A 20,398-nucleotide genomic window follows, 5' to 3' on the forward strand; every position below is an offset into this window, starting at 1 on the left:
ACAAGCTGCCACGATACCCAGCCCGGGTCACGCTGTCACCTTGTTGATTTCGTGTGGTGGCTGGTTTCCAGTATCATAGGCGTTTTTCGCTATCATAAAAGCACGGCCGCCTAGCGGCCCGGTGATTTCCCTGCTCGAATTTCCCTGCTCTAGAGGCTTCAGGATATGCTCGAACTGCGAGGCGCGCCCGCCCTTTCTGCCTTCCGTCATGCTCGGCTGTTAACGGTGCTGCGTGAACGTGCTCCCGAGGTGGAAGCGCTGTCTGCCCACTATGTTCATTTTATCGATCTTAATTCCCATGACCGTCATGAGGAATTGGATGACGCTGCCCATGAGCGTTTGGTGCAGTTACTTGACTATGTGACGGGCGATGGCACTCAATCGAGCGTGGAAGTGCCTGAGCGAGCCCAGCGTTTTTTAGTCGTGCCACGCTTGGGCACTCAGTCACCCTGGTCGTCAAAAGCGACCGATATCGCCCACAATTGCGGCTTGCACCAAATTAACCGCATCGAGCGCGGTATCGATTACCGGGTCAGCTTCACCGCTATGCCGAACGAAGAGAGCCTGAGCGCGCTGGCGTCACTGCTGCACGACCGTATGACTGAAACCGTGCTATCCGATGCTTCAGACGCTGCCAAGCTGTTTGCCCACCACGAGCCGGCACCGCTGGGCAGTGTGGATATCCTAGAGGGCGGTAGGGATGCACTGGCAACGGCCAATCAGGCGCTAGGGTTGGCGCTGGCAGAAGATGAAATCGACTATCTTGTCGATGCGTTCAATGAGCTGGGGCGTAACCCCAGCGACGTTGAACTGATGATGTTCGCCCAAGCCAACTCTGAGCACTGTCGCCACAAAATTTTTAACGCCGACTGGGTGATCGACGGTGAGCCGCAAAACCACTCACTGTTTAAGATGATCAAGAACACCTTTGCGTCGTCACCGGATAATGTGCTCTCCGCTTACAGCGATAATGCTGCCGTCATTAAGGGCAGTCAGGCAGGGCGCTTTTTTGCTAAGCCGCTAACCGGGGCTGAAGAAGAGCGGGCGCTTTACGACACCCATCAGGAGCCTATTCATATCCTGATGAAAGTAGAAACACACAATCACCCCACCGCGATTGCCCCGTTTCCCGGTGCCGCAACGGGCTCGGGTGGTGAAATTCGTGATGAGGGCGCTACGGGTATCGGTGGCAAGCCCAAAGCCGGCCTGTCAGGTTTTACCGTCTCCAATCTGCGCATTCCTGAGTTCGTACAGCCTTGGGAAGCCTTCGATTACGGCAAGCCAGGACGGATGGAGTCGGCGCTCAACATTATGCTCGATGGACCGATAGGCGGTGCGGCGTTTAACAATGAGTTTGGTCGCCCCAATTTAACCGGCTACTTCCGTACTTACGAGCAGGAGTCACTGAACGAGGGCGGTATCGAGCGGCGCGGTTTCCATAAGCCGATTATGCTCGCGGGCGGTTACGGCAATATTCGTGCACATCACGTCCAGAAGGGCGATATCCCGGTCGGCGGCAAGCTGATTGTGATGGGTGGCCCGGCGATGCTGATTGGTCTGGGCGGCGGTGCTGCCTCCAGCATGGCGTCCGGTACCTCCAGCGCCGATTTGGATTTCGCCTCGGTACAGCGTGAAAACCCGGAAATCGAGCGTCGCGCTCAAGAAGTTATAGACCGCTGCTGGGCGCTGGGCGATCACAACCCCATCCGCTTTATTCACGATGTGGGCGCAGGCGGGCTTTCCAACGCTTTGCCGGAGCTTGTCAAAGACGGCAACCGTGGTGGCCGTTTTGACTTGCGCGCGGTTCCCAACGCAGAGCCGGGCATGAGCCCGCTGGAAATTTGGTGCAACGAAGCGCAGGAACGCTATGTGCTCGCGGTCGCGCCCGAAGACCTGGACACCTTTGACGCGCTGTGTAAGCGCGAACGTTGCCCTTATGCCGTGGTTGGTGAGGCGATGGAAGCGCACCATTTGGAAGTGTGCGATGGCCATTTCAGCAGCAAGCCGGTCGATTTGCCGATGAGCGTGCTATTCGGCAAAGCACCCAAAATGCAGCGTGAGTTTGAACGCCACGATCCCGAGCTTTCCGGCATGATGCTCGATAATCTTGACCTTCGCGAAGCGCTGGATCGGGTGCTGCGCCTGCCGACAGTCGCCTCCAAAAGCTTCCTGATCACCATTGGCGATCGCTCGATTACTGGCCAAGTGGCCCGTGATCAAATGGTCGGCCCCTGGCAGGTGCCGGTAGCCGATGTGGCGGTCACCACGGCAAGCTATGATACCCAGGCCGGTGAAGCCATGGCGTTGGGCGAGCGTCCGCCGGTGGCGTTGATCAACCCCGCCGCTAGCGCCCGCTTGGCCGTTGCTGAAGCGATTACCAACCTGGCGGCGGCACCGATTGCTAAGTTGAGCGATATAAAGCTCTCCGCTAACTGGATGAGCGCGGCTGATCACCCCGGTGAAAATCAGGCGCTTTATGATGCTGTTTACGCCGTGGGCATGGAAATGTGCCCGGCATTGGGCATTGCGATTCCGGTGGGCAAGGATTCGATGTCAATGCGCACCGCCTGGGTCGATGAGGATGACCAAGGTGAAAGTGAAGACAAGAGCGTAACGTCGCCGCTTTCTTTGGTAGTGACCGGTTTTGCGCCCGTTACCAATGCAATGGCCACGCTAACGCCGCAGATCAACCTGGAACAAGACGAGTCGGATCTCATTCTGATTGATCTGGGCAGCGGCCAAAATCGCTTGGGTGGCTCTGCTCTTGCGCAGGTCTACGGCCAAGTGGGCAACGATTGCCCCGATGTGGATGACCCGGAAGATATTAAAGCCTTTTTTGAAGTGATTCAGGGGCTTAACCGAGACGGTATTTTGCTGGCCTACCACGATCGCAGCGATGGCGGCCTGTTGATCACTCTGCTGGAAATGGCTTTCGCCGCCCACGCCGGGCTTGAGATCAAGCTCGACTGGATGATCGACGAGCCGGTCGAGGCATTGAATGCACTGTTCTCCGAAGAGCTGGGGGCGGTCATTCAGGTCAATCGTCAACATACTGAAGAAGTGCTGGCGCAGTTTGCCGTTGCCGGTATCGAAACGTGCGGCGTGATCGCTCGCCCCCGTTACGACGACCAAGTTCGCGTTACGCTGTTTGAAGAACCGCTACTGGAAACCACGCGTCTGCTTACTCAGCGCACCTGGGCTGAAACCAGTTATCGCATGCAGGCGCTGAGGGATAACCCTGAGTGCGCCAAGAATGAGTTCGATAATCTGCTCGATAGTCGTGATCCCGGGCTCTCCGCCACGCCCACTTTTGATATCAATGACGACATCAGTGCACCGTTTGTTAATATCGCCAAACCTGCCATGGCCGTGCTGCGCGAGCAGGGGGTTAACGGTCAAGTGGAGATGGCTTGGGCCTTCGATAAAGCCGGGTTTGAGGCGGTCGATGTGCACATGAGCGATATTCTAGAAGGGCGCGTCTCGCTTGATGAGTTTAAAGGGCTGGTCGCCTGTGGCGGCTTCTCTTACGGTGACGTGCTTGGCGCCGGGGGCGGCTGGGCAAAATCAGTGCTGTTTAACGAGCGCGCCCAGGAGCAGTTTGCGGCGTTTTTCGCCCGAGAAGATAGCTTCTCACTGGGTGTCTGCAACGGCTGCCAGATGCTCTCGCAGCTGAAATCGTTGATTCCTGGCGCTGAAAATTGGCCGACGTTTGTACGCAATGAGTCTGAGCAGTTTGAAGCGCGGGTCTCCATGGTGCGGGTTGAGAAGAGCCCTTCGATTCTGCTTGCCGGCATGGAAGGCTCCAAGCTGCCCATTGCGGTTGCTCATGGTGAGGGGCAGGCGGCGTTTCGTGACAGCGCTCATCTGCGTAGCATGCAGACGAGCAGCCAAATAGCGCTGCGCTACATCGACAACTACGGCCAGGTAACGACCCGCTATCCGGCGAACCCTAACGGCTCACCGTCGGGTATTACGGGGCTAACCACACCCGATGGCCGGGTGACTATCATGATGCCGCACCCTGAACGTGTCGCTAGAGCGGTCACCAACTCCTGGCGTCCGGCGGAGTGGGTTGAAGACGGTGCCTGGCTGCGCCTATTCCGCAATGCTCGCGTTTGGTTGGGTTAACGGAGACACCCTCATAGGTGAATGATGACGCAACATGACAAGGCGGCCTCTGGGCCGCCTTTCTCATCCATAGCCCAGACGCCCCAATTGCGCCCCTATCAACAGGAGGCGGTAAAACGGGTGGTCGTGCATTTTCGTGCTTCCAGTGAGCCGGCGTTGGTGGTGCTGCCTACCGGCAGCGGTAAATCCTTGGTCATTGCTGAGTTAGCGCGCCTGGCGCGGGGGCGAGTGTTAGTGCTGGCCCACGTACGCGAGCTAGTGGAGCAGAACCATGCCAAGTATCAGGCTTATGGGCTTGAGGCCGATATTTTTAGCGCGGGCCTAAAGCGTAAAGAGGCGAACCGACAAGTGGTGTTTGGCTCGGTGCAGTCGGTGGTGCGCAATTTAGATCGCTTTAATGACGCAAACTTTACCTTGCTGGTCATCGATGAGAGTCACCGCGTATCGCTTAACGAGGACGCCAGCTACCGCCAGGTGATTGAACACCTGCGACAGCATAATGCTCAGCTTAAAATACTCGGACTCACCGCTACGCCTTACCGTTTGGGGCAGGGGTTTATCTATTATCGCCATCACCACGGCATGGTCAGGGGCAGCGAGGAGAGCTTTTTTCGCGACTGTGTCTTTGAACAGCCGCTGAGGCTGATGGTGAAACAGGGCTATCTGGCGGCACCCAAACGCCTGGATATGGCCATTGAGGGCTATGACTTTTCTGCCCTCAAGCCCTCTTCAAGTGGTTTTTTCCAGGAGGAGGAGCTCAATCGCGTAGTGGCGGGTAACCGGGCAACGCCGGGTATTATCGGACAAATCGTCGAACGCGCGGCTGATCGCCAAGGGATAATGATCTTTGCCGCCACCGTGGCCCACGCTGAAGAAATTATCGGCTATTTGCCGCGAGCCGAAGCGGCGCTCATCACCGGTGCGACCCCCTCCCGAGAACGTACGGCGCTAATTGATGCCTTCAAAGCGCGCGGGCTGAAGTACCTGGTTAACGTCGCGGTGCTGACCACCGGTTTCGATGCGCCTCACGTGGATTTGATCGCTATTTTACGCCCCACAGAGTCGGTTAGCCTTTATCAACAGATGGTGGGTAGAGGACTGCGTTTGTCGCCGGGCAAAAGCGACTGCCTGATTTTGGACTATGCCGGTAACCCCTGGGATATCTTCGCGCCGGAAGTGGGCGAGCCGAAACCAGATAGCGACAGCGAGCCGGTTCAAGTCGAGTGTCCCGCCTGTGGCCATGCCAATCTATACTGGGGCAAGCGAGATGGTGACATCGTCATTGAACACTTTGGCCGCCGCTGCCAGGGGTTAGTCGATGACCCTGATCGAAATTCTAAAGTAGCAAGCGGCCAGCGTGGCGCGGTTTCGGGCGCCTGTAAAAAGCAATGCGACTTCCGGTTTCGCTTTAAAGTTTGCGATGAGTGCGGTGCCGAAAATGATATCGCTGCCCGGCGCTGCCACGGCTGCGACAAGCTATTGGTGGACGCGGATGACAAGCTAAAAGATGCCCTAAAGCTTAAAGATGCCAAGGTATTGCGAGTAAGTGGTATGCAACTGGAAGCGACGACCAATGGTCGTGGCCTACCGCGCTTAAAAGTCACTTATCACGATGAAGATGGCACGCATCTATCCGAGTGGTTCGCGCTAGAGACGTCTGCTCAACGGCGCGCCTTCTATGCCGCGTTTCTGCGTTATCACCTGCGCGCACCTGGCGGCAAATGGCAGCCGTTGAGCGCTGATGAGGTAGTCGCCGAGCAGCGCCGCCTGCGCCATCCTGATTTTGTCGTAGGCCGTAAAGTGGGCCGGCATTTCCAAATCCGCGACAAGCTGTTTGATTACGAAGGACGCTATCGTAAAGCGGTGGAGGCCGGATGATGCGCTTTCATTACCCGCGACTTGGGCGTCGCCAAGGGTGCCGACTTTGCTAAACTGTGCGATTGTATTGATCCCCTTTTACCAGGAGAGCCGACCCGCGTGAGCGAGACGCCAAGCGATACGACAGAGTTAGAAAATCCTGACGCTGCGACCACTGACCCAGTGGCGGTTTCGTTTGGGCGTCTGTTCAATGAGCAGATTACGGAAATGCCGGAGGATTTGTATATTCCTCCCGAGGCACTACGCGTCTTTCTGGAGACCTTTGAAGGCCCGCTGGATTTACTGCTCTACCTGATTCGGCGTCAGAACCTGGATATCCTGACCATCAATGTGGCCACTATCACCCACCAGTACATCGAGTACGTGGAACTGATGAAGGCCATGGAGATTGAGTTGGCGGGTGAATACCTGCTGATGGCTGCTATGCTCGCTGAGATCAAGTCGCGGACCTTGTTACCCCGCCCGCCGAAGGCCGAGGGCGACGATGAGGAGGATCCTCGCGCAGAGCTTATCCGACGCCTCCAGGAGTACGAACGCCTCAAGGAGGCAGCCGAGACACTGGATACGCTACCGCGCATGGGGCGTGACTGGTTCAGCGTGCAGGCGGGCTTACCTCCGCTGGAATCTCGTGTGATTCACCCTGAGGTGGAATTGGATGAATTGCTCAGCGCGCTCTCCGATATTCTCAAACGCGCCGAGCTGGTGCAGGCCCACCAGATCAGTCGCGAGGTGCTATCTACCCGCGAGCGCATGCTCAAGATTATGGAGTTACTCAGCCACGATGATGCGCATCAACGTTATACCCCCTTTGAAGCGCTGTTCACCTTAGAGGAAGGGCGGGCTGGCGTGGTCGTGACCTTTATGGCAATTCTAGAGCTGGCCAAAGAAGCCATGATTGAAATTGTTCAGAATGCACCGCTTTCCCCGATTCACGTACGTGCTCGGCGTGCCGCCCTGGCCGACGACGAAGAGGGCGCTTTTGAGGAGAACGAGATAGAAGACGATGCCTATGGTGAGTCCGCCTTTGAAACTGGAGAAGAGACGCCATGAGTAACGCCGCCAACGCGTTAGATGACATTATTGAAGCAGCGCTCCTGGCCGCTGGTGAACCGTTACCCCTTGAACGCCTAGAAACGCTTTTTCTTGAAGGCGAATGCCCGACTCGCAAGGAGTTTCGCGATGTCCTTGAGCGCTTGCAGCTGCGCCATTCAGCTGGGGCGCTAGAGTTGTTGGAAACGGTCTCAGGCTATCAGCTACGCATTCGCCCGCGTCTGTCGCAATGGGTGTCGCGGTTATGGGACGAGCGCCCCCAGCGCTACTCACGGGCCTTGCTGGAAACGCTGGCGCTGATCGCCTACCGCCAGCCGGTTACTCGTGGCGATATCGAAGAGGTGCGTGGGGTCAGTGTAAGCAGTTCAATCATGCGCACCCTGGCGGAGCGCGGTTGGATTCGCGTAGTGGGCCACCGGGATGTGCCGGGGCGCCCGGCAGTATATGCCACCACGCGGAGTTTTTTAGATGACTTTGGATTAAAAACGCTTGATGCGCTGCCGCCGATGCACACCCTGGCGAACTGGGACGAGAGCGAACTACCTGAAGACACAGGGATGACCAATGATGCTGCCATTCAGGAAGAACAAGACACCGGTTCAGACCACGAAGCACTAGACGAAACGATCAAAACGGTGCAGGATGCGCCACCCCAGAAAGAAGACATAACGTCGGCTGAAACAGCCGATACGCACGCCGAGACGGCGTTAACCCAGCCGCTGAGCTTTGCCGATTTACAGGCACGGCTGGCGGCACGTGCGCAGCGCGCGAACGAAGAAGAGCGCGAGCGCACGCAGACTACCGATGTGAGGTCAGACGACCATGAGTCAGAGTAATAGCACCACGCCCCCTATCAGTGAAAAGCTGCAAAAAGTCCTGGCCCGCGCAGGCCTTGGCTCACGGCGTGAGATGGAAACGGCAATTTCCGATGGCCGTGTAAAGGTGAATAGCCAGGTGGCCAAGCTGGGTGACCGTGTTGAAGCGCGGGATAAAGTCAGCTTTGACGACCGCCCGGTATTGCTGCGTCCGGAAGAAGAAGTGCCGCGCCGGGTGATCATGTACAACAAGCCGGAAGGCGAGCTGTGCACACGCAAAGACCCGGAAGGTCGGCGCACCGTATTTGAACGCTTGCCGCGCTTGAAAGGCGAGCGCTGGATTGCGATTGGTCGCCTGGATATCAACACCAGCGGTTTGCTGCTGTTTACCACGGATGGCGAGCTGGCCAACCGTTTGATGCATCCCTCTACCCAGGTGGAGCGTGAATACGCCGTTCGGGTCATGGGTGAAGTGAAGCGCGAACATATCCTGGCGATGGTCGATGGCGTGATGCTGGAAGATGGCCCGGCGCGCTTCACGGATGTACAGGAGTTTGGCGGCGAAGGCATTAATACCTGGTTCCATGTGGTGATTTTGGAAGGTCGTAACCGCGAAGTGCGGCGCCTTTGGGAGTCGCAAGCCCTAACGGTGAGTCGCCTAAAACGAGTGCGTTACGGCAACATCTTCCTCGATAAGCGCGCTAAAGCCGGTGAATGGGTTGAACTTAACCAGGATGAGGTGGATGACTTAGCGACATTGGCTAACTTAGAAACCCGTAAAGTGCCTGCGCTGACGCCCGATGAAAAGAACCGCTGGAACCGCGATAAGCACAAGCGTAAGCCGGTTCAAGTGATGCGTAAGCCGAAAAGCAAAGCCCGTTAACAAAGCCCGTTAAGTAGGTGCGCGAACGTGCCTGAACCGGTTTGTATTGACCAGTCAGGCGCGTTTTATGGTCCATTTCTGTTATCTCACGCTAAAAAACACTTGCTATCAAAAGGGTGTAAGCGTAGGATATGCATCCGTTCAGGCGGGTCGTTAGCTCAGTTGGTAGAGCAGTTGACTTTTAATCAATTGGTCGCAGGTTCGAATCCTGCACGACCCACCATTTAGCCGCTGTTTTGGCAGGAAGTTTTTATCCACCAGCTTGGCAGCTATTCTTTCGGGACGGGAACTAGACACGGTAAGTGTGAACATTAAAGTTTCAAAAAAATGAAGCTTGAAAAATTGAAGTTCAATAGCAAGGCAAATTTGGGTCGTTAGCTCAGTTGGTAGAGCAGTTGACTTTTAATCAATTGGTCGCAGGTTCGAATCCTGCACGACCCACCAAATTCAACGCCCCTGGCAGCATAGCTGCCAGGGGCGTTTTGCTATGCGGGTGAGAGGTACTTTTGGGTAATGCCTCTACGTGACAATCTGTTTGCAGCGGGCAGCTATTTCCGATCAGAATGGGCTAGAATAGATATTCAGACGATAGGCCACCACGAGAGACGTAGCGGCCGATCGCACGCGAGCGGTGCGGGAGTAGAGCGAAACGCGCCTGTGCCGTGACCCAGTGTTTAGCAGGGGGATTCCCTGTTCGTCACAGTGGTAGACACGATGACTATTATGACTACTCAAGCAGAGCTGAGTGCTCCGTTGCCCGTTGCATACTGTCCGACCCGGATTCCGGCGGAAGATTTGGCAAGGGTCGAAGAAATCAAGCAGCTATTGAAAACGCATAACGCTGTTTTGGTCGCGCATTACTACACCGATGATGCTATTCAGCAGCTCGCCGAAGAGACCGGCGGCTGCGTCGCCGATTCGCTAGAAATGGCACGCTTTGGTGCTCGCCACGACGCGACCACGCTGGTGGTTGCCGGGGTTCGCTTTATGGGCGAAACCGCCAAGATACTGTCGCCGGAAAAGCGCGTGCTCATGCCTACCCTTGAAGCAACCTGTTCTCTGGATATTGGCTGTCCTGCTGATGAATTCAGCGCTTTTTGCGATGCGCACCCTGATCGCACTGTGGTGGTGTATGCCAATACCTCCGCGGCGGTTAAGGCGCGAGCGGATTGGGTGGTGACTTCATCGATTGCGGTAGAGGTGATTGAGCACCTGCAGGCCAAAGGCGAGAAAATTCTCTGGGCGCCTGATAAGCATTTGGGCGGCTATATTCAGAAGAAAACCGGCGCCGATATGTTGATGTGGGACGGCGCCTGTATCGTCCATGAAGAGTTCAAAGCTAAAGGCGTTGAAGACCTTAAGCGCATTTACCCTGATGCCGCCGTTTTGGTGCACCCCGAGTCGCCTGAGCCGGTGGTGAAGCTGGCCGACGTAGCTGGTTCCACTTCGCAGTTGATCAAGGCCGCTAAAGAGCTACCTAACGATAAGCTGATTGTGGCGACGGACCGAGGTATCTTCTTCAAGATGCAGCAGGCGGTGCCCCATAAAACCTTGTTTGAAGCGCCCACCGCCGGTAATGGTGCTACCTGTCGCAGCTGCGCGCATTGCCCCTGGATGGCCATGAACGCGCTGGATAACCTGGCGGGTGCGTTGCGCGAGGGAAGTGGTGAGATCCAGGTCGATGAGCCGATGCGTTTGAAGGCATTGATGCCGCTCGAGCGGATGCTTAATTTCAACGCCTAGCGAGAAAAGATTAACCGAATGTCATTGCGAACGTAGAAGTGTCATTGCGAACGAAGTGAAGCAACCTCGGTGTTACTGCCACCTCTGGTGAAGATTGCCGCGTTGCTGCGCTCATCGCAATGACATAGGTTTAGTTGACCTAGATTTAATTGACCTAGATTTAGTTGAAATCTTCCAGCGCTTCGCGATACTCAATAAAGGCCTCGCGGCGCTGTTCAATCCTGGCTACTACCTGCTGATCATCTTCACGTTCCGCCGCATCGCGAGCGATGGAGAGCTGGCGAATGCCGCGGTCTACTCGGCCCGTCAATTGCAGGTGCTCAGCGCGGGCCAAATGTCCCCAGCCATCATGCCCACTGCGTCCGGCGGCTTCAGCTAATAGATTGAAGACTTGTGGATTTTCTGGGTGCTGATCGGCCATGTCCCGTAACACGTTATAAGCCGATTGAGGATCACGCTGTAGCTGTGCTTCGGCCAATATCAGTTGAGCCGGTAGGTAGTTAGGCATAAAGCGCAGCAATCGCTGGCTGCGCTGGATGGCCTCATCGTACTGACCGGCCTCTAAGGCGACGCTCGCGGCAGAGGCGGGGAGCATGGCAAAGTCAGGCTGCTGATTGGCAAGTTGATCAAGGCGTTGTAAGGCATTATCAGTCTGGCCGTTACGGGCAGCGATCAAGGCGTCCAGATAGCCCTGGGCAGTCTCGTCAGCGCCTTCTTGGGCAAGGCGCGAAGCCGCTTGCTCAGGCGTGTTGGCATAAATGCTCAACAGGGCGCGGGCGCGCATCATGTCGTAAAGGGTGTCGCTGGTATAGGCATCGGCGACATTGAGCTGGGCAGCGCGATCCTGGGCAGCGGTTAAGCGGCTATCGGTGACCGGGTGGCTAAGCAGGAACTCCGGCGGTGTATCGCCCTGCAGACGGGCCATGCGCTGCATAGCGGCGAACATGCGCACCATGGCCTCTGGGTCGTAGCCCGCGTCGGCCATCGCCTGGAGGCCTAGGTTGTCGGCTTCTTGTTCAAATAAACGTGAATAGCTGAGCTGATCCTGTATGAGCGCTGCCTGGGAGCCCATGGCGGCGGCCATGCCCGCATCACCGCCGCCACTCGCAGCAATTAGCATGCCTGCTAGCATGGCCGCCATGGCGGGCAGTTGGGTTTGTGCTGCCCGTGCGTTTCCCCTCGCATAGTGGCGTTGAGAGAGATGGCCCAACTCATGCGCCAGTACCGAAACGAAGGCACCTTCATCTTCGGCAAAGGCGAACAGCCCTGAATTGATGCCTACCACCCCGCCAGGCACGGCAAAGGCGTTAAGCGATTCGTTATCCACCATCACGGTAATAGTGCGTAGACCATTAATCTTGCTATGGGGGGCGAGCCGGGCAATCAGGCTTTCCAGGTAGTCGCTGGTAATAGGATCTTGCCACTGGGGGGCTTGAGCACGAAACTGTCGTAACCACGCGCGGCCCAGGCGGTACTCTTCATTGCTGACCGAGGTAGACGCCGCCCCCAGGCTCGGCAGGTCGTAATCGTTGATGGCAACGCTTGGGGGGCTAAAAAGTAAACTGCCACAGGCGCAAGCGAACGCACATATCCAGCCTGGGTAAGCGGTACGAAAGGTCGGCATGGCATCCTCATGGGTGATGGTTAAACGCTACAGTCAGGGTATGACATCGATTAATACTATGACATTGATAAAGACGGGGAAGTGCCGTTAAATCGACGACCTAGTGAAATCAATCGCTAACAAGACAGTTTATGCGGCGGCGTCTATTACACAATGTCTATGCAGCAACATTTACAAATCTATGCCGTGAATAGGCAGGTCATTTTGAGGGAGAGTGTATGTCTGAGCAAACCGGGGGCTTTCAACCCGATACGGTGCTTGACGCTTGTGGGCTGCATTGCCCATTGCCACTACTGAAAGCTAAGCAAGCCTTAGCTACCTTGGCAGCAGGTCAGTTGCTGGAGGTGCGTTCAACGGACGCCGGTTCGTGGCGGGATATCGCGTCGTTTACCGATCAAAGTGCGCATACCCTGGAAGGCCGTGAACAGCGTGACGATGTTTATGTGTACTGGATTCGTAAAGCCGGGGATGGTCACTCATGACCCTGCGTACGATTTTAAAAAGCTGGGTTGAGCGCTACTTCTCCGACGAAGAGGCGCTGATTCTGCTGGTAGTATTGGTGGCAGGTTTTGCGGCGATCATTTGGTTTGGCCGTATGCTGGCACCGTTTTTCACTGCACTGGTAATTGCTTTTCTACTGCAAGGCGTGGTGAGCGCACTTACCCGCCGTGGGTTGCCGCATTTGCTGGCGGTGATCATGGTATTCCTGGCGTTTATTAGTGTCTTGTTAACCCTGGCGTTTATTTTAATGCCGCTGATTTGGAATCAGTTAGTGGGGTTGGTACAAGAAACACCGAGGATGTTCGCCAGTGGTCAAGGCTGGCTGGATGAGCTGCAAGCGCGCTACCCCAACATTATTACGCCGGACCAGATGCAGAACTGGATAGGCGTGGCGAGCCGCGAGATCAGCCAGTTAGGGCAGCGTGCCTTAACGCTTTCGCTGGCATCGCTAGGCAACATTATGTCGCTGATTATCTATCTGGTACTGGTGCCGATTCTGGTCTTCTTCATGCTCAAGGATCGCGACGTATTGGTTGGCTTTATGCTTTCACTGCTGCCCCAAAAACGCACGCTGTTATCGCGTATTTGGCGTGAGATGGATGATCAAATTGCCAACTATATCCGCGGCAAGTTCATTGAAATCATTATCGTAGGCACCGTAACGTTCTTTACCTTTGCCTTCTTTGGATTGCCTTATACCGCGTTGTTAGCCGTTCTGGTGGGGTTTTCTGTATTGGTGCCGTATATCGGGGCGGCGGTGGCAACACTGCCGGTGGCTGCGGTCGCTGGGTTTCACTTCGGGCTCAGCGAGGAGTTTGTGTATGTGCTAGTAGCTTATGGAGTGATTCAAGCGCTGGATGGCAACGTATTAGCCCCGGTATTATTTTCTGAAACTAACAATATCCATCCGGTTTCTATCATTGTGGCGGTGTTGTTCTTCGGCGGGATTTGGGGGTTCTGGGGTATTTTCTTTGCTATTCCATTAGCGACGCTGCTGAAAGCGCTGATCTACGCTTGCCCGCGTAGTATGCAGGAGCGAGAGGAGCGTCGTAGCTTGCAAGCCCCAGCAAAAGAGTAAGCGTAGCGCTTAAACACGGCCCGCGCTGGGTATCCTCAGCGCGGGCATAGGGGTTAACTGGCAGCGTTAAGTTGTTCAGCCGCGGCGAGTACCTCATCAACATGACCAGGCACCTTAACACCACGCCATTCGTTGGCGAGCTTGCCCTCTTTATCAATCAAGAAGGTGCTGCGCTCTATGCCGAGATGCTCCTTGCCGTACATTTTCTTGAGCTTGATAACGTCAAACAGCGTGCAGACGTTTTCGTCCTTGTCAGAGATAAGATCAAAATTAAAATCCTGTTTGGCTTTAAAGTTCTCCTGCGCACGTAGGCCGTCGCGAGAGACGCCGAGGATGACCGTATTGGCAGCATCGAAGGCGGATTTACGGTCGCGAAAGTCACCCCCCTCGGTGGTGCAGCCTGGGGTGCTGGCTTTGGGGTAGAAATAAATAACCACTTGTTTGCCGCGCAGCTCCGCCAGCGTCACGGTGGAATCACCAGTTGCAGTAGCGGAAAAGTCAGCAACGGGTTGACCAATTTCAACAGACATAAGGCGTCCTTTTGAGGGTGGGTGTTAAGATTAGTAGTCACGCGCGATTACACGTAAGCCAGGGGCAGTTGTCAAAGCTCAAATCAGGCCGGTGACAAACTTGCACCGCTTTACGCTGTACAGGCTCGAATCGCCTGAGTACCATTTGCTCTCTGTGGAACGCCAGCGCCTTATACAAAGTATCGCGATGGCGCCCAGTTTGCTAAAGACATAGCACGTAAAATACATAGCACTTAAAACACAGATAGTTGATATCACACTTTGGCTGGTGAGGAATAAACGGATGATCACAGGCAGCATTGTCGCCCTGGCGACGCCTATGAAGGTCAATGGCGACATCGACTGGGAGGCGCTTCGTCGTCTGGTGAACTTCCATCTCGAAAATGGCACCGATGGCATTGTGGCTGCTGGCACGACGGGCGAACCCACTACCATGTCCTTCGCGGAGCACTTTGACGTGATTCGCAGCGTTGTCGAAGAGGTCAATGGTCGTATTCCGGTTATCGCAGGGACTGGGGCTAACGCCACTTCTGAGGCGGTTGAGCTGGCGTGTTACGCCGGGGAAGTTGGGGCCGATTACTGCTTGTCAGTGTGCCCTTACTACAATAAGCCCACCCAGGAAGGCCTGTATCAGCACTTTAAAGCGGTCGCGGAAGGCAGCAAACTGCCGGTGATTCTGTATAACGTGCCGGGCCGTACCTGCTCTGACCTCTACAACGAGACCGTCTTACGCTTGGCCGATGTCGATAATATTATTGGTTTGAAAGACGCAACAGGGAACCTGGAGCGTGCGGAAGATCTAATCTCACGTCTAAAGGGCAGTGGCTTTATGCTCTACTCCGGCGACGATGCGACCGCCTGTGACTTTATGTTGATGGGTGGCCATGGCGATATCTCCGTGACGGCGAATGTTGCCCCACGGGCGATGCATGATCTGTGCACCGCTGCCGTGGCCGGTGATGCTGATAAAGCCCACCAGATTAATACCCGTCTGATGCCGCTACACACCAATTTGGGCATAGAGTCGAATCCTATTCCCGTGAAGTGGGCGCTTAATCGCATGGGTTATGCGGACGCAGGCCTTCGTTTACCGCTAACCTGGCTGTCTGAAAAGTACCACGCCACGGTGAGCGAAGCGCTGCAGATGGCAGGCGTCGTAGAGGAGTAACCTGGCGCAATACCCTTTGCTACCCAGCTCAGCGATAAGTTGAGCTGGGTACCTGATTTGTTGACTTAAGGTGGCTTGATGAGCTCTGTGCTTGAAATACGTGCGCTTAAATGGGTTCCGCTGGCACTCGCAGCGGCTGTCGCGCTCTCTGGTTGCGCACGGGATGGTTTTTACCACGACCGTAACCTGGACTACACCGAGGCTGCTCCGGCGCCTCCGTTGGTGTTGCCAGAGACCCGTAATACCCAACGTTACCGCGATGCGCTGCCGGTTCCTCAAGCCGCCACCCAAGGGACACGGCTTGACGAAGCGGCAGAAATTCGTCCGCCCCAATCACTGGCTATTGGCAGTGGCTTAGAGCCTGAGTACGTTGAGCGCCGCGAAGTCGGTGATCAAACCTGGCTAGTGGTGGCCGCCGACACCGGTACGGTGTGGCCGCAGTTGGAAGAGTTTGTACGCAGCCGACAGCTGAATGTGCTGCAGAGCAGCGCGTCCCAGGGCGTTATCGTGACGTCCCAGGGGGAAATACGCCTGCAGAGTGCGCTGCGCGCAGGCAGTAGCGAAGTTCGCTGTGAAAGCGGTGGGCAAACCATGACTAGCTGTCTGGACGCACTGGAAAGCCATCTAAGTGCACGCAGCGCTTCTGCCAGCGTGTCATCTTCCTGGACCGCTCAGCGCCTTACCGATGAGCAAACGTTACAAGTTCGCCAGCAGGGTGAAGAGTGGGAAGTGGTTATTCCGCAGCCGGTGGACCGCGTATGGGCTGAACTGAACCACTACCTTGAACTGGATTTTGCTCAGGAAGGACAGCGCGACTTGCTTGCCTCTGACCCCAGTAGCCACGAGTTCCTGGTTGAATATATGACCGAAACCGAGCGCAATCGTAACCCGCTGCAAATGGTATTCAGCGCGGACGTACGCAAGATGTCCCAAGAGATCCGCCTTGCCCTACAGCCTGATGGCGACAAGACGATCCTGCGTGCCATCAACGCCAGCGAACGGGCATTCAGCGCCGATGATCAGCGCGAGCTGCTTGAGCGTGTCTCCGGTTATTTACGTTAATTTATTGACCCTTGATCCCTTACGGAGCCCCCATGGAAAAGCGCCAAGAACTCTACGCCGGTAAGGCGAAATCTGTGTATACCACCGACGATCCGGATTTGTTGGTGCTTAACTTTCGTGATGACACCAGCGCCTTCGATGGCAAAAAAGTGGAGTCGCTGGCCCGTAAGGGAATGGTCAATAACATCTTTAACGCCTTCATTATGGAGCGGCTGCAGGAAGCGGGCATTCCCACTCACTTTGAAAAACAGCTCTCCAGTACGGAGAGTCTGGTCAAAAAAATGCAGATGATCCCGGTGGAGTGCGTAGTGCGCAATATCGCCGCCGGTGGTTTGGTAAAACGGTTAGGTGTGGAAGAGGGTATTGCACTAACACCGCCTACCTTCGAGCTGTTCTTGAAGAACGACGAGAAGGGCGACCCGATGATTAACGAGTCGTTGGCGGAGACCTTCGGTTGGGCAACGCCCGAGCAGCTCGCCAAAATGAAAGCATTGACCTTCAAGGTTAACCATATCCTCAAAGCGCTGTTTGCCGAGGGCGATATGCTGCTGGTGGATTACAAGCTTGAGTTTGGTGTCTTCAAGGGTGAGGTGGTATTAGGGGATGAGTTCTCGCCGGATGGTTGCCGCCTTTGGGACGCTAACACCCGTGAAAAGCTGGATAAGGATCGCTTCCGCCAGGGGTTGGGCGGCGTGATTGAGGCGTATGAAGAAGTTGGTCGCCGCCTGGGTATTACCTTTCCCGCTTAAAACGTCATCATTGTTTTATCGCTCGTCGTAAGGTTCGATAGCCATCACCTCTAAGGTGGTGGCTTCGCCTTGTTGACGCTGACGAAACTTAACGTCTACATCGCGCAGGCGTACCCCGTAAAGTCGTTTAGACGCTAACTCTTTTTGCTTATAGGCGGGCCGTGGGTCCTGGCTTAGTACTTGCTCAATTAATGCATGCAGCGTGGCGCTGTCTGAGCGTTGGGTGAGGGTGTCCAGTGCCGCTGGGTGAAACGACACCGCCAACAGTGACGGCGTCTGCGGCGCAAAACCAGCCTTTGCATCAGGCTGAGATTCAGCCCAGGGCAAGTAGGGTTTGATATCAACCACCGGCGTGCCGCTCACTAAGTCGCAGCCCTGTAACGCCAAAACGACGCCTTGCTGAGTGTCGATACCGACTAGCCTTACCAGTGATAGCCCCAGACGATTAGGGCGATGGGTGCTACGGCTGGCAAAAACGCCCACTTTTTTATTACCGCCCAACCGTGGCGGCCTCACCAGCGGCGACCAGCGTTGCGGGCTTTGATGAAATATAAAGCTTAACCACAGGTGGCTGAAGTCTTCTAAACCACGCACGGCGAGAGGGTCATTGTAGGGGGCGGCGAGCACAAGCTTGGCGTTAGCCGCGGGTGCGAGCCCTGGTTGGCGCGGAATGCCGAATTTGTCAGGGTAGTCGCTGACCATGTGGCCAATGGGCGATAGCGTAAAGTGCTCGCTGTTAGGGGCATCGTCCATCACACTGCCTTTTGCTAGGATTTATTGGCGTAGTATAAAACAGTATAAAGCAGCCGATGGCTTAAGCGTGACCCAATAGGGTGTGATCTAAAGCGGCGTGATCGAAGAGGTCTTGCTTGAATAGGCATTGACCAAATGTTAGCTGAACAGTGCAGAGGTGACGCATGAGTAATAGCGATGAGCAGCAAGCGCCAACGAGTGCGCGGGTTATGTATCGCGCGGCACTGGCACGCGATGCCGCCGATCAGGCAGAAGTGTTTTACCACGCCGTCATGCAAGGGGCTGCTACCCACTATACGCTGGATGAGCGGCGGGCATGGGCGCAAGCGCTACCCCGTGAAGGCAGTGCCTGGGCAGTGCGGCAAGCGCTGTATACCACGTTAATTGCTACCTGTGATGGACGCTGCGTGGGGTTTTTGGAAGTAGATTTAGATGCCGGGCGGATTGAAACGCTCTATGTCTGGCCTTCTCTTGCTGGTCGCGGCATTGGCACCACGCTACTGGTTCACGCTGAGCGTATGCTGCTCGAACAGGGCAAAGGCAAGGTGGAGATTGAGGCCAGTTCGATGCTTTACGAGCGTCTAATGCGCCGCGGCTGGGAAAACCACGGCGAGCAGTGGGTGGAGCGCAGTGGTGAATCGCTCAAGCGGTATCGACTTTCCAAGGCACTTAACGCCGTGGAAACGTAAGTCTAGCTACACATTATAGCTGCGGGTTATGCGCATCGATAGGTCGATTGAGGCGATATCCTTGGTTAGCGCACCGCTAGAGATACAGTCAACGCCGGTATCGGCGATTGCCCGTAGCGTAGCGTCGTCCACATTGCCTGATGCTTCCAGGGTGGCTCTGCCGCCGTTAATTTCTACCGCAACGTGCAGGTCTTCAATGGCGAAGTTGTCGAGCATAATAATATCGGCACCCGCTGCCAACGCCTGATCCAGCTCTTCAAAGGTTTCTACTTCCACTTCCACTGGGAGGTCACTGGCCAGCTTGCGTGCTTGTGCAACGGCTGCTTGAATGCCCCCACAGGCAGCAATGTGGTTCTCTTTGATCAAAAACGCGTCCCATAGACCAATGCGGTGGTTATGGCCGCCACCGCAGGTGACCGCATATTTTTGCGCCAAGCGCATGCCGGGTAGCGTTTTGCGGGTATCGAGCAGGCGCACGCCAGTACCTTCAATCAGGTCGACATAAGCACGGGTGGCGGTCGCAGTGGCAGACAGCGTTTGCAGCACGTTAAGCGCCGCACGCTCGCCGGTGAGCAGGATGCGGGCGGGGCCTTCCAGGGTTAAAAAACACTGGCCAGCCTCAAGTCTATCGCCATCAGCGGCGTGCCAGTTCAGGCTTACTCGGTTATCCAGGCGGCGAAAAAGCTCATCCACCCAAGGTGCACCGCACAGCACCGCGGCTTCACGGGTAATCACATCGGCGCTGGCCCACTGGTGTTCAGGGATCAATTGCGCGGTAATATCACCTGGGCCCACGTCTTCGGCTAGCAGACGAGCAGCGCTGGCGCGGATTTCTTCTGCAAGAGCGGATTGATAATGCATGGCAGTGAGTTCTCAGAACGTCGTCAAGTGTGACCAGTATTATAGTGAAAATGAGCAGTGAAAGAGAGCGCTAATATAGAGGAGAGCGTGCGCGTGGAAGAGAAACAACCGTTAAGTGGCTGGTGGGAAGGCGCTCGGCACGTGGTCTCACCCAACTGCGACGCTCGCCCAAGCGACGAAGTCTCGCTGCTGCTACTGCATGCGATCAGTCTGCCCCCAGGCGTGTTTAGCGGTAATGCCATTGAGGCGCTGTTTACCAATCGGCTGGTGGCAGATGAACATCCCTTTTTCACTGAAATAGCTCATCTGAGAGTCTCTGCGCACCTGCTAATACGTCGCGATGGAGAGTGCGTTCAATTTGTTGATACGGATCAGCGCGCATGGCACGCCGGGCGCTCTTGCTGGTGGGATGCATATCAGCTAAAAAGGCGAACAGCGCTCAACGACTTCTCGGTAGGCATTGAGCTTGAAGGGGACGACATTACCCCCTACACCAAAGCCCAGTACAACGCCTTGGTAGAAGCAACGACTTGGCTAATCGCGCGCTATCCACAGCTTAATAGCCGCCGTATCACCAGCCATGCCCATGTCGCGCCGCTGCGCAAAACAGATCCAGGCCCAGCATTTGACTGGGTTTATTTCCAGCAGCGGTTAACGTCACAGGCTGAGAAGTAGGGGGGCGATTAGGTGTTTTAATAACTAAGTGCTTCAATAACAAAGCAATAAAACAGTAGTTTAATTACAATTGTTGGCTTATTTGATACTGAAGAATGAGGTCTTTAATTTGCTTATGTTGCAGTGCAATAGTTTGTTTTCGATAGGCTTTTCCGCCCCGACAGAATTGGCAGCGTGACGACTTTGCGGTATCTTCCCCTATACAAAAGGC

17 protein-coding genes and 2 tRNA genes are annotated in these 20,398 nt (G+C 55.6%); 15 read left to right on the forward strand and 4 right to left on the reverse strand.

All coding sequences use genetic code 11. From position 1 onward, the window contains the following. Nucleotides 1-165 precede the first annotated feature (165 nt). From purL to nadA, 8 genes are all read left to right on the forward strand, one after another. On the forward strand, nt 166-4,128 hold the full coding sequence (purL, locus tag KO116_RS05245) for a phosphoribosylformylglycinamidine synthase (RefSeq protein WP_035562117.1): 3,963 nt from the start codon (nt 166-168) through the stop codon (nt 4,126-4,128). A 21-nt stretch (nt 4,129-4,149) separates the two neighbouring features. Continuing rightward, a complete protein-coding gene (locus KO116_RS05250; RefSeq protein WP_045812077.1) occupies nt 4,150-6,006 on the forward strand; it encodes a DEAD/DEAH box helicase in 1,857 nt (618 codons plus the stop codon). 99 nt (nt 6,007-6,105) lie between these two features. Then, on the forward strand, nt 6,106-7,056 hold the full coding sequence (locus KO116_RS05255) for a segregation and condensation protein A (RefSeq protein WP_035562120.1): 951 nt from the start codon (nt 6,106-6,108) through the stop codon (nt 7,054-7,056). Then, a complete protein-coding gene (gene scpB, locus KO116_RS05260) occupies nt 7,053-7,892 on the forward strand; it encodes an SMC-Scp complex subunit ScpB (RefSeq protein WP_035562123.1) in 840 nt (279 codons plus the stop codon). Before KO116_RS05255 ends, scpB begins: the two co-directional genes overlap by 4 nt. Continuing rightward, nucleotides 7,879-8,754: a 23S rRNA pseudouridine(2605) synthase RluB gene (gene rluB / locus KO116_RS05265; RefSeq protein ID WP_035562125.1), complete on the forward strand. Its 876-nt coding sequence runs from the start codon at nt 7,879-7,881 to the stop codon at nt 8,752-8,754. The genes scpB and rluB overlap by 14 nt, the downstream gene beginning before the upstream one ends. Nucleotides 8,755-8,901: 147 nt before the next feature. Continuing rightward, nucleotides 8,902-8,977 (forward strand) — tRNA-Lys (locus KO116_RS05270). Nucleotides 8,978-9,122: 145 nt separating this feature from the next. Then, nucleotides 9,123-9,198, forward strand: a tRNA-Lys gene (locus KO116_RS05275). Between the two features lie 270 nt (nt 9,199-9,468). Further along, the gene (nadA, locus tag KO116_RS05280) at nt 9,469-10,497 is read left to right on the forward strand and encodes a quinolinate synthase NadA (RefSeq protein WP_035562128.1); all 1,029 of its coding nucleotides are present in this window, start codon (nt 9,469-9,471) and stop codon (nt 10,495-10,497) included. Between the two features lie 160 nt (nt 10,498-10,657). Here nadA and KO116_RS05285 read toward each other — a convergent pair whose 3' ends face one another. Next, the gene (locus KO116_RS05285; RefSeq protein WP_035562133.1) at nt 10,658-12,121 is read right to left on the reverse strand and encodes a M48 family metalloprotease; all 1,464 of its coding nucleotides are present in this window, start codon (nt 12,119-12,121) and stop codon (nt 10,658-10,660) included. A gap of 218 nt (nt 12,122-12,339) precedes the next feature. Between KO116_RS05285 and KO116_RS05290 the strand changes: the two genes are divergently transcribed. After that, nucleotides 12,340-12,603 (forward strand): sulfurtransferase TusA family protein, encoded by a 264-nt coding sequence (locus tag KO116_RS05290; RefSeq protein ID WP_035562136.1) that lies wholly within the window; start codon nt 12,340-12,342, stop codon nt 12,601-12,603. Further along, the gene (locus KO116_RS05295; RefSeq protein ID WP_035562139.1) at nt 12,600-13,700 is read left to right on the forward strand and encodes an AI-2E family transporter; all 1,101 of its coding nucleotides are present in this window, start codon (nt 12,600-12,602) and stop codon (nt 13,698-13,700) included. The genes KO116_RS05290 and KO116_RS05295 overlap by 4 nt, the downstream gene beginning before the upstream one ends. A gap of 53 nt (nt 13,701-13,753) precedes the next feature. On the opposite strand, the gene KO116_RS05300 is transcribed toward KO116_RS05295, so the two are convergent. Further along, on the reverse strand, nt 13,754-14,230 hold the full coding sequence (locus tag KO116_RS05300) for a peroxiredoxin (protein ID WP_035562142.1): 477 nt from the start codon (nt 14,228-14,230) through the stop codon (nt 13,754-13,756). A 283-nt stretch (nt 14,231-14,513) separates the two neighbouring features. Here KO116_RS05300 and dapA point away from each other — a divergent pair, with 283 nt between their 5' ends. The 3 genes from dapA to purC all read left to right on the forward strand — a co-directional run bounded on the left by dapA (nt 14,514) and on the right by purC (nt 17,209). Beyond that, nucleotides 14,514-15,398: a 4-hydroxy-tetrahydrodipicolinate synthase gene (gene dapA / locus KO116_RS05305; protein ID WP_035562146.1), complete on the forward strand. Its 885-nt coding sequence runs from the start codon at nt 14,514-14,516 to the stop codon at nt 15,396-15,398. Between the two features lie 78 nt (nt 15,399-15,476). Beyond that, nucleotides 15,477-16,460, forward strand: a complete 984-nt coding sequence (gene bamC, locus KO116_RS05310; protein ID WP_035562150.1) for an outer membrane protein assembly factor BamC — start codon at nt 15,477-15,479, stop codon at nt 16,458-16,460. Between the two features lie 32 nt (nt 16,461-16,492). Next, nucleotides 16,493-17,209 (forward strand): phosphoribosylaminoimidazolesuccinocarboxamide synthase, encoded by a 717-nt coding sequence (gene purC, locus KO116_RS05315; RefSeq protein WP_035562154.1) that lies wholly within the window; start codon nt 16,493-16,495, stop codon nt 17,207-17,209. Between the two features lie 15 nt (nt 17,210-17,224). Here the strand turns inward: purC and tsaA are convergent, their stop codons facing one another. Beyond that, nucleotides 17,225-17,962 carry a tRNA (N6-threonylcarbamoyladenosine(37)-N6)-methyltransferase TrmO gene (gene tsaA / locus KO116_RS05320; protein WP_035562158.1) on the reverse strand — a complete coding sequence of 246 codons (738 nt, stop codon included), beginning with the start codon at nt 17,960-17,962 and terminating at the stop codon, nt 17,225-17,227. A gap of 164 nt (nt 17,963-18,126) precedes the next feature. On the opposite strand from tsaA, the gene KO116_RS05325 reads away from it, so the two are divergent. Further along, nucleotides 18,127-18,651 carry a GNAT family N-acetyltransferase gene (locus KO116_RS05325; RefSeq protein WP_008955953.1) on the forward strand — a complete coding sequence of 175 codons (525 nt, stop codon included), beginning with the start codon at nt 18,127-18,129 and terminating at the stop codon, nt 18,649-18,651. Between the two features lie 6 nt (nt 18,652-18,657). Here KO116_RS05325 and nadC read toward each other — a convergent pair whose 3' ends face one another. Further along, on the reverse strand, nt 18,658-19,512 hold the full coding sequence (nadC, locus tag KO116_RS05330) for a carboxylating nicotinate-nucleotide diphosphorylase (protein ID WP_035562164.1): 855 nt from the start codon (nt 19,510-19,512) through the stop codon (nt 18,658-18,660). 93 nt (nt 19,513-19,605) lie between these two features. Here nadC and ampD point away from each other — a divergent pair, with 93 nt between their 5' ends. Continuing rightward, the gene (gene ampD, locus KO116_RS05335) at nt 19,606-20,187 is read left to right on the forward strand and encodes a 1,6-anhydro-N-acetylmuramyl-L-alanine amidase AmpD (protein WP_035562168.1); all 582 of its coding nucleotides are present in this window, start codon (nt 19,606-19,608) and stop codon (nt 20,185-20,187) included. Nucleotides 20,188-20,398: the final 211 nt, after the last annotated feature.

The sequence above is a fragment of the Halomonas sp. KO116 genome (assembly GCF_000734975.2).
Taxonomy (GTDB): Bacteria; Pseudomonadota; Gammaproteobacteria; order Pseudomonadales; family Halomonadaceae; genus Vreelandella; species Vreelandella glaciei.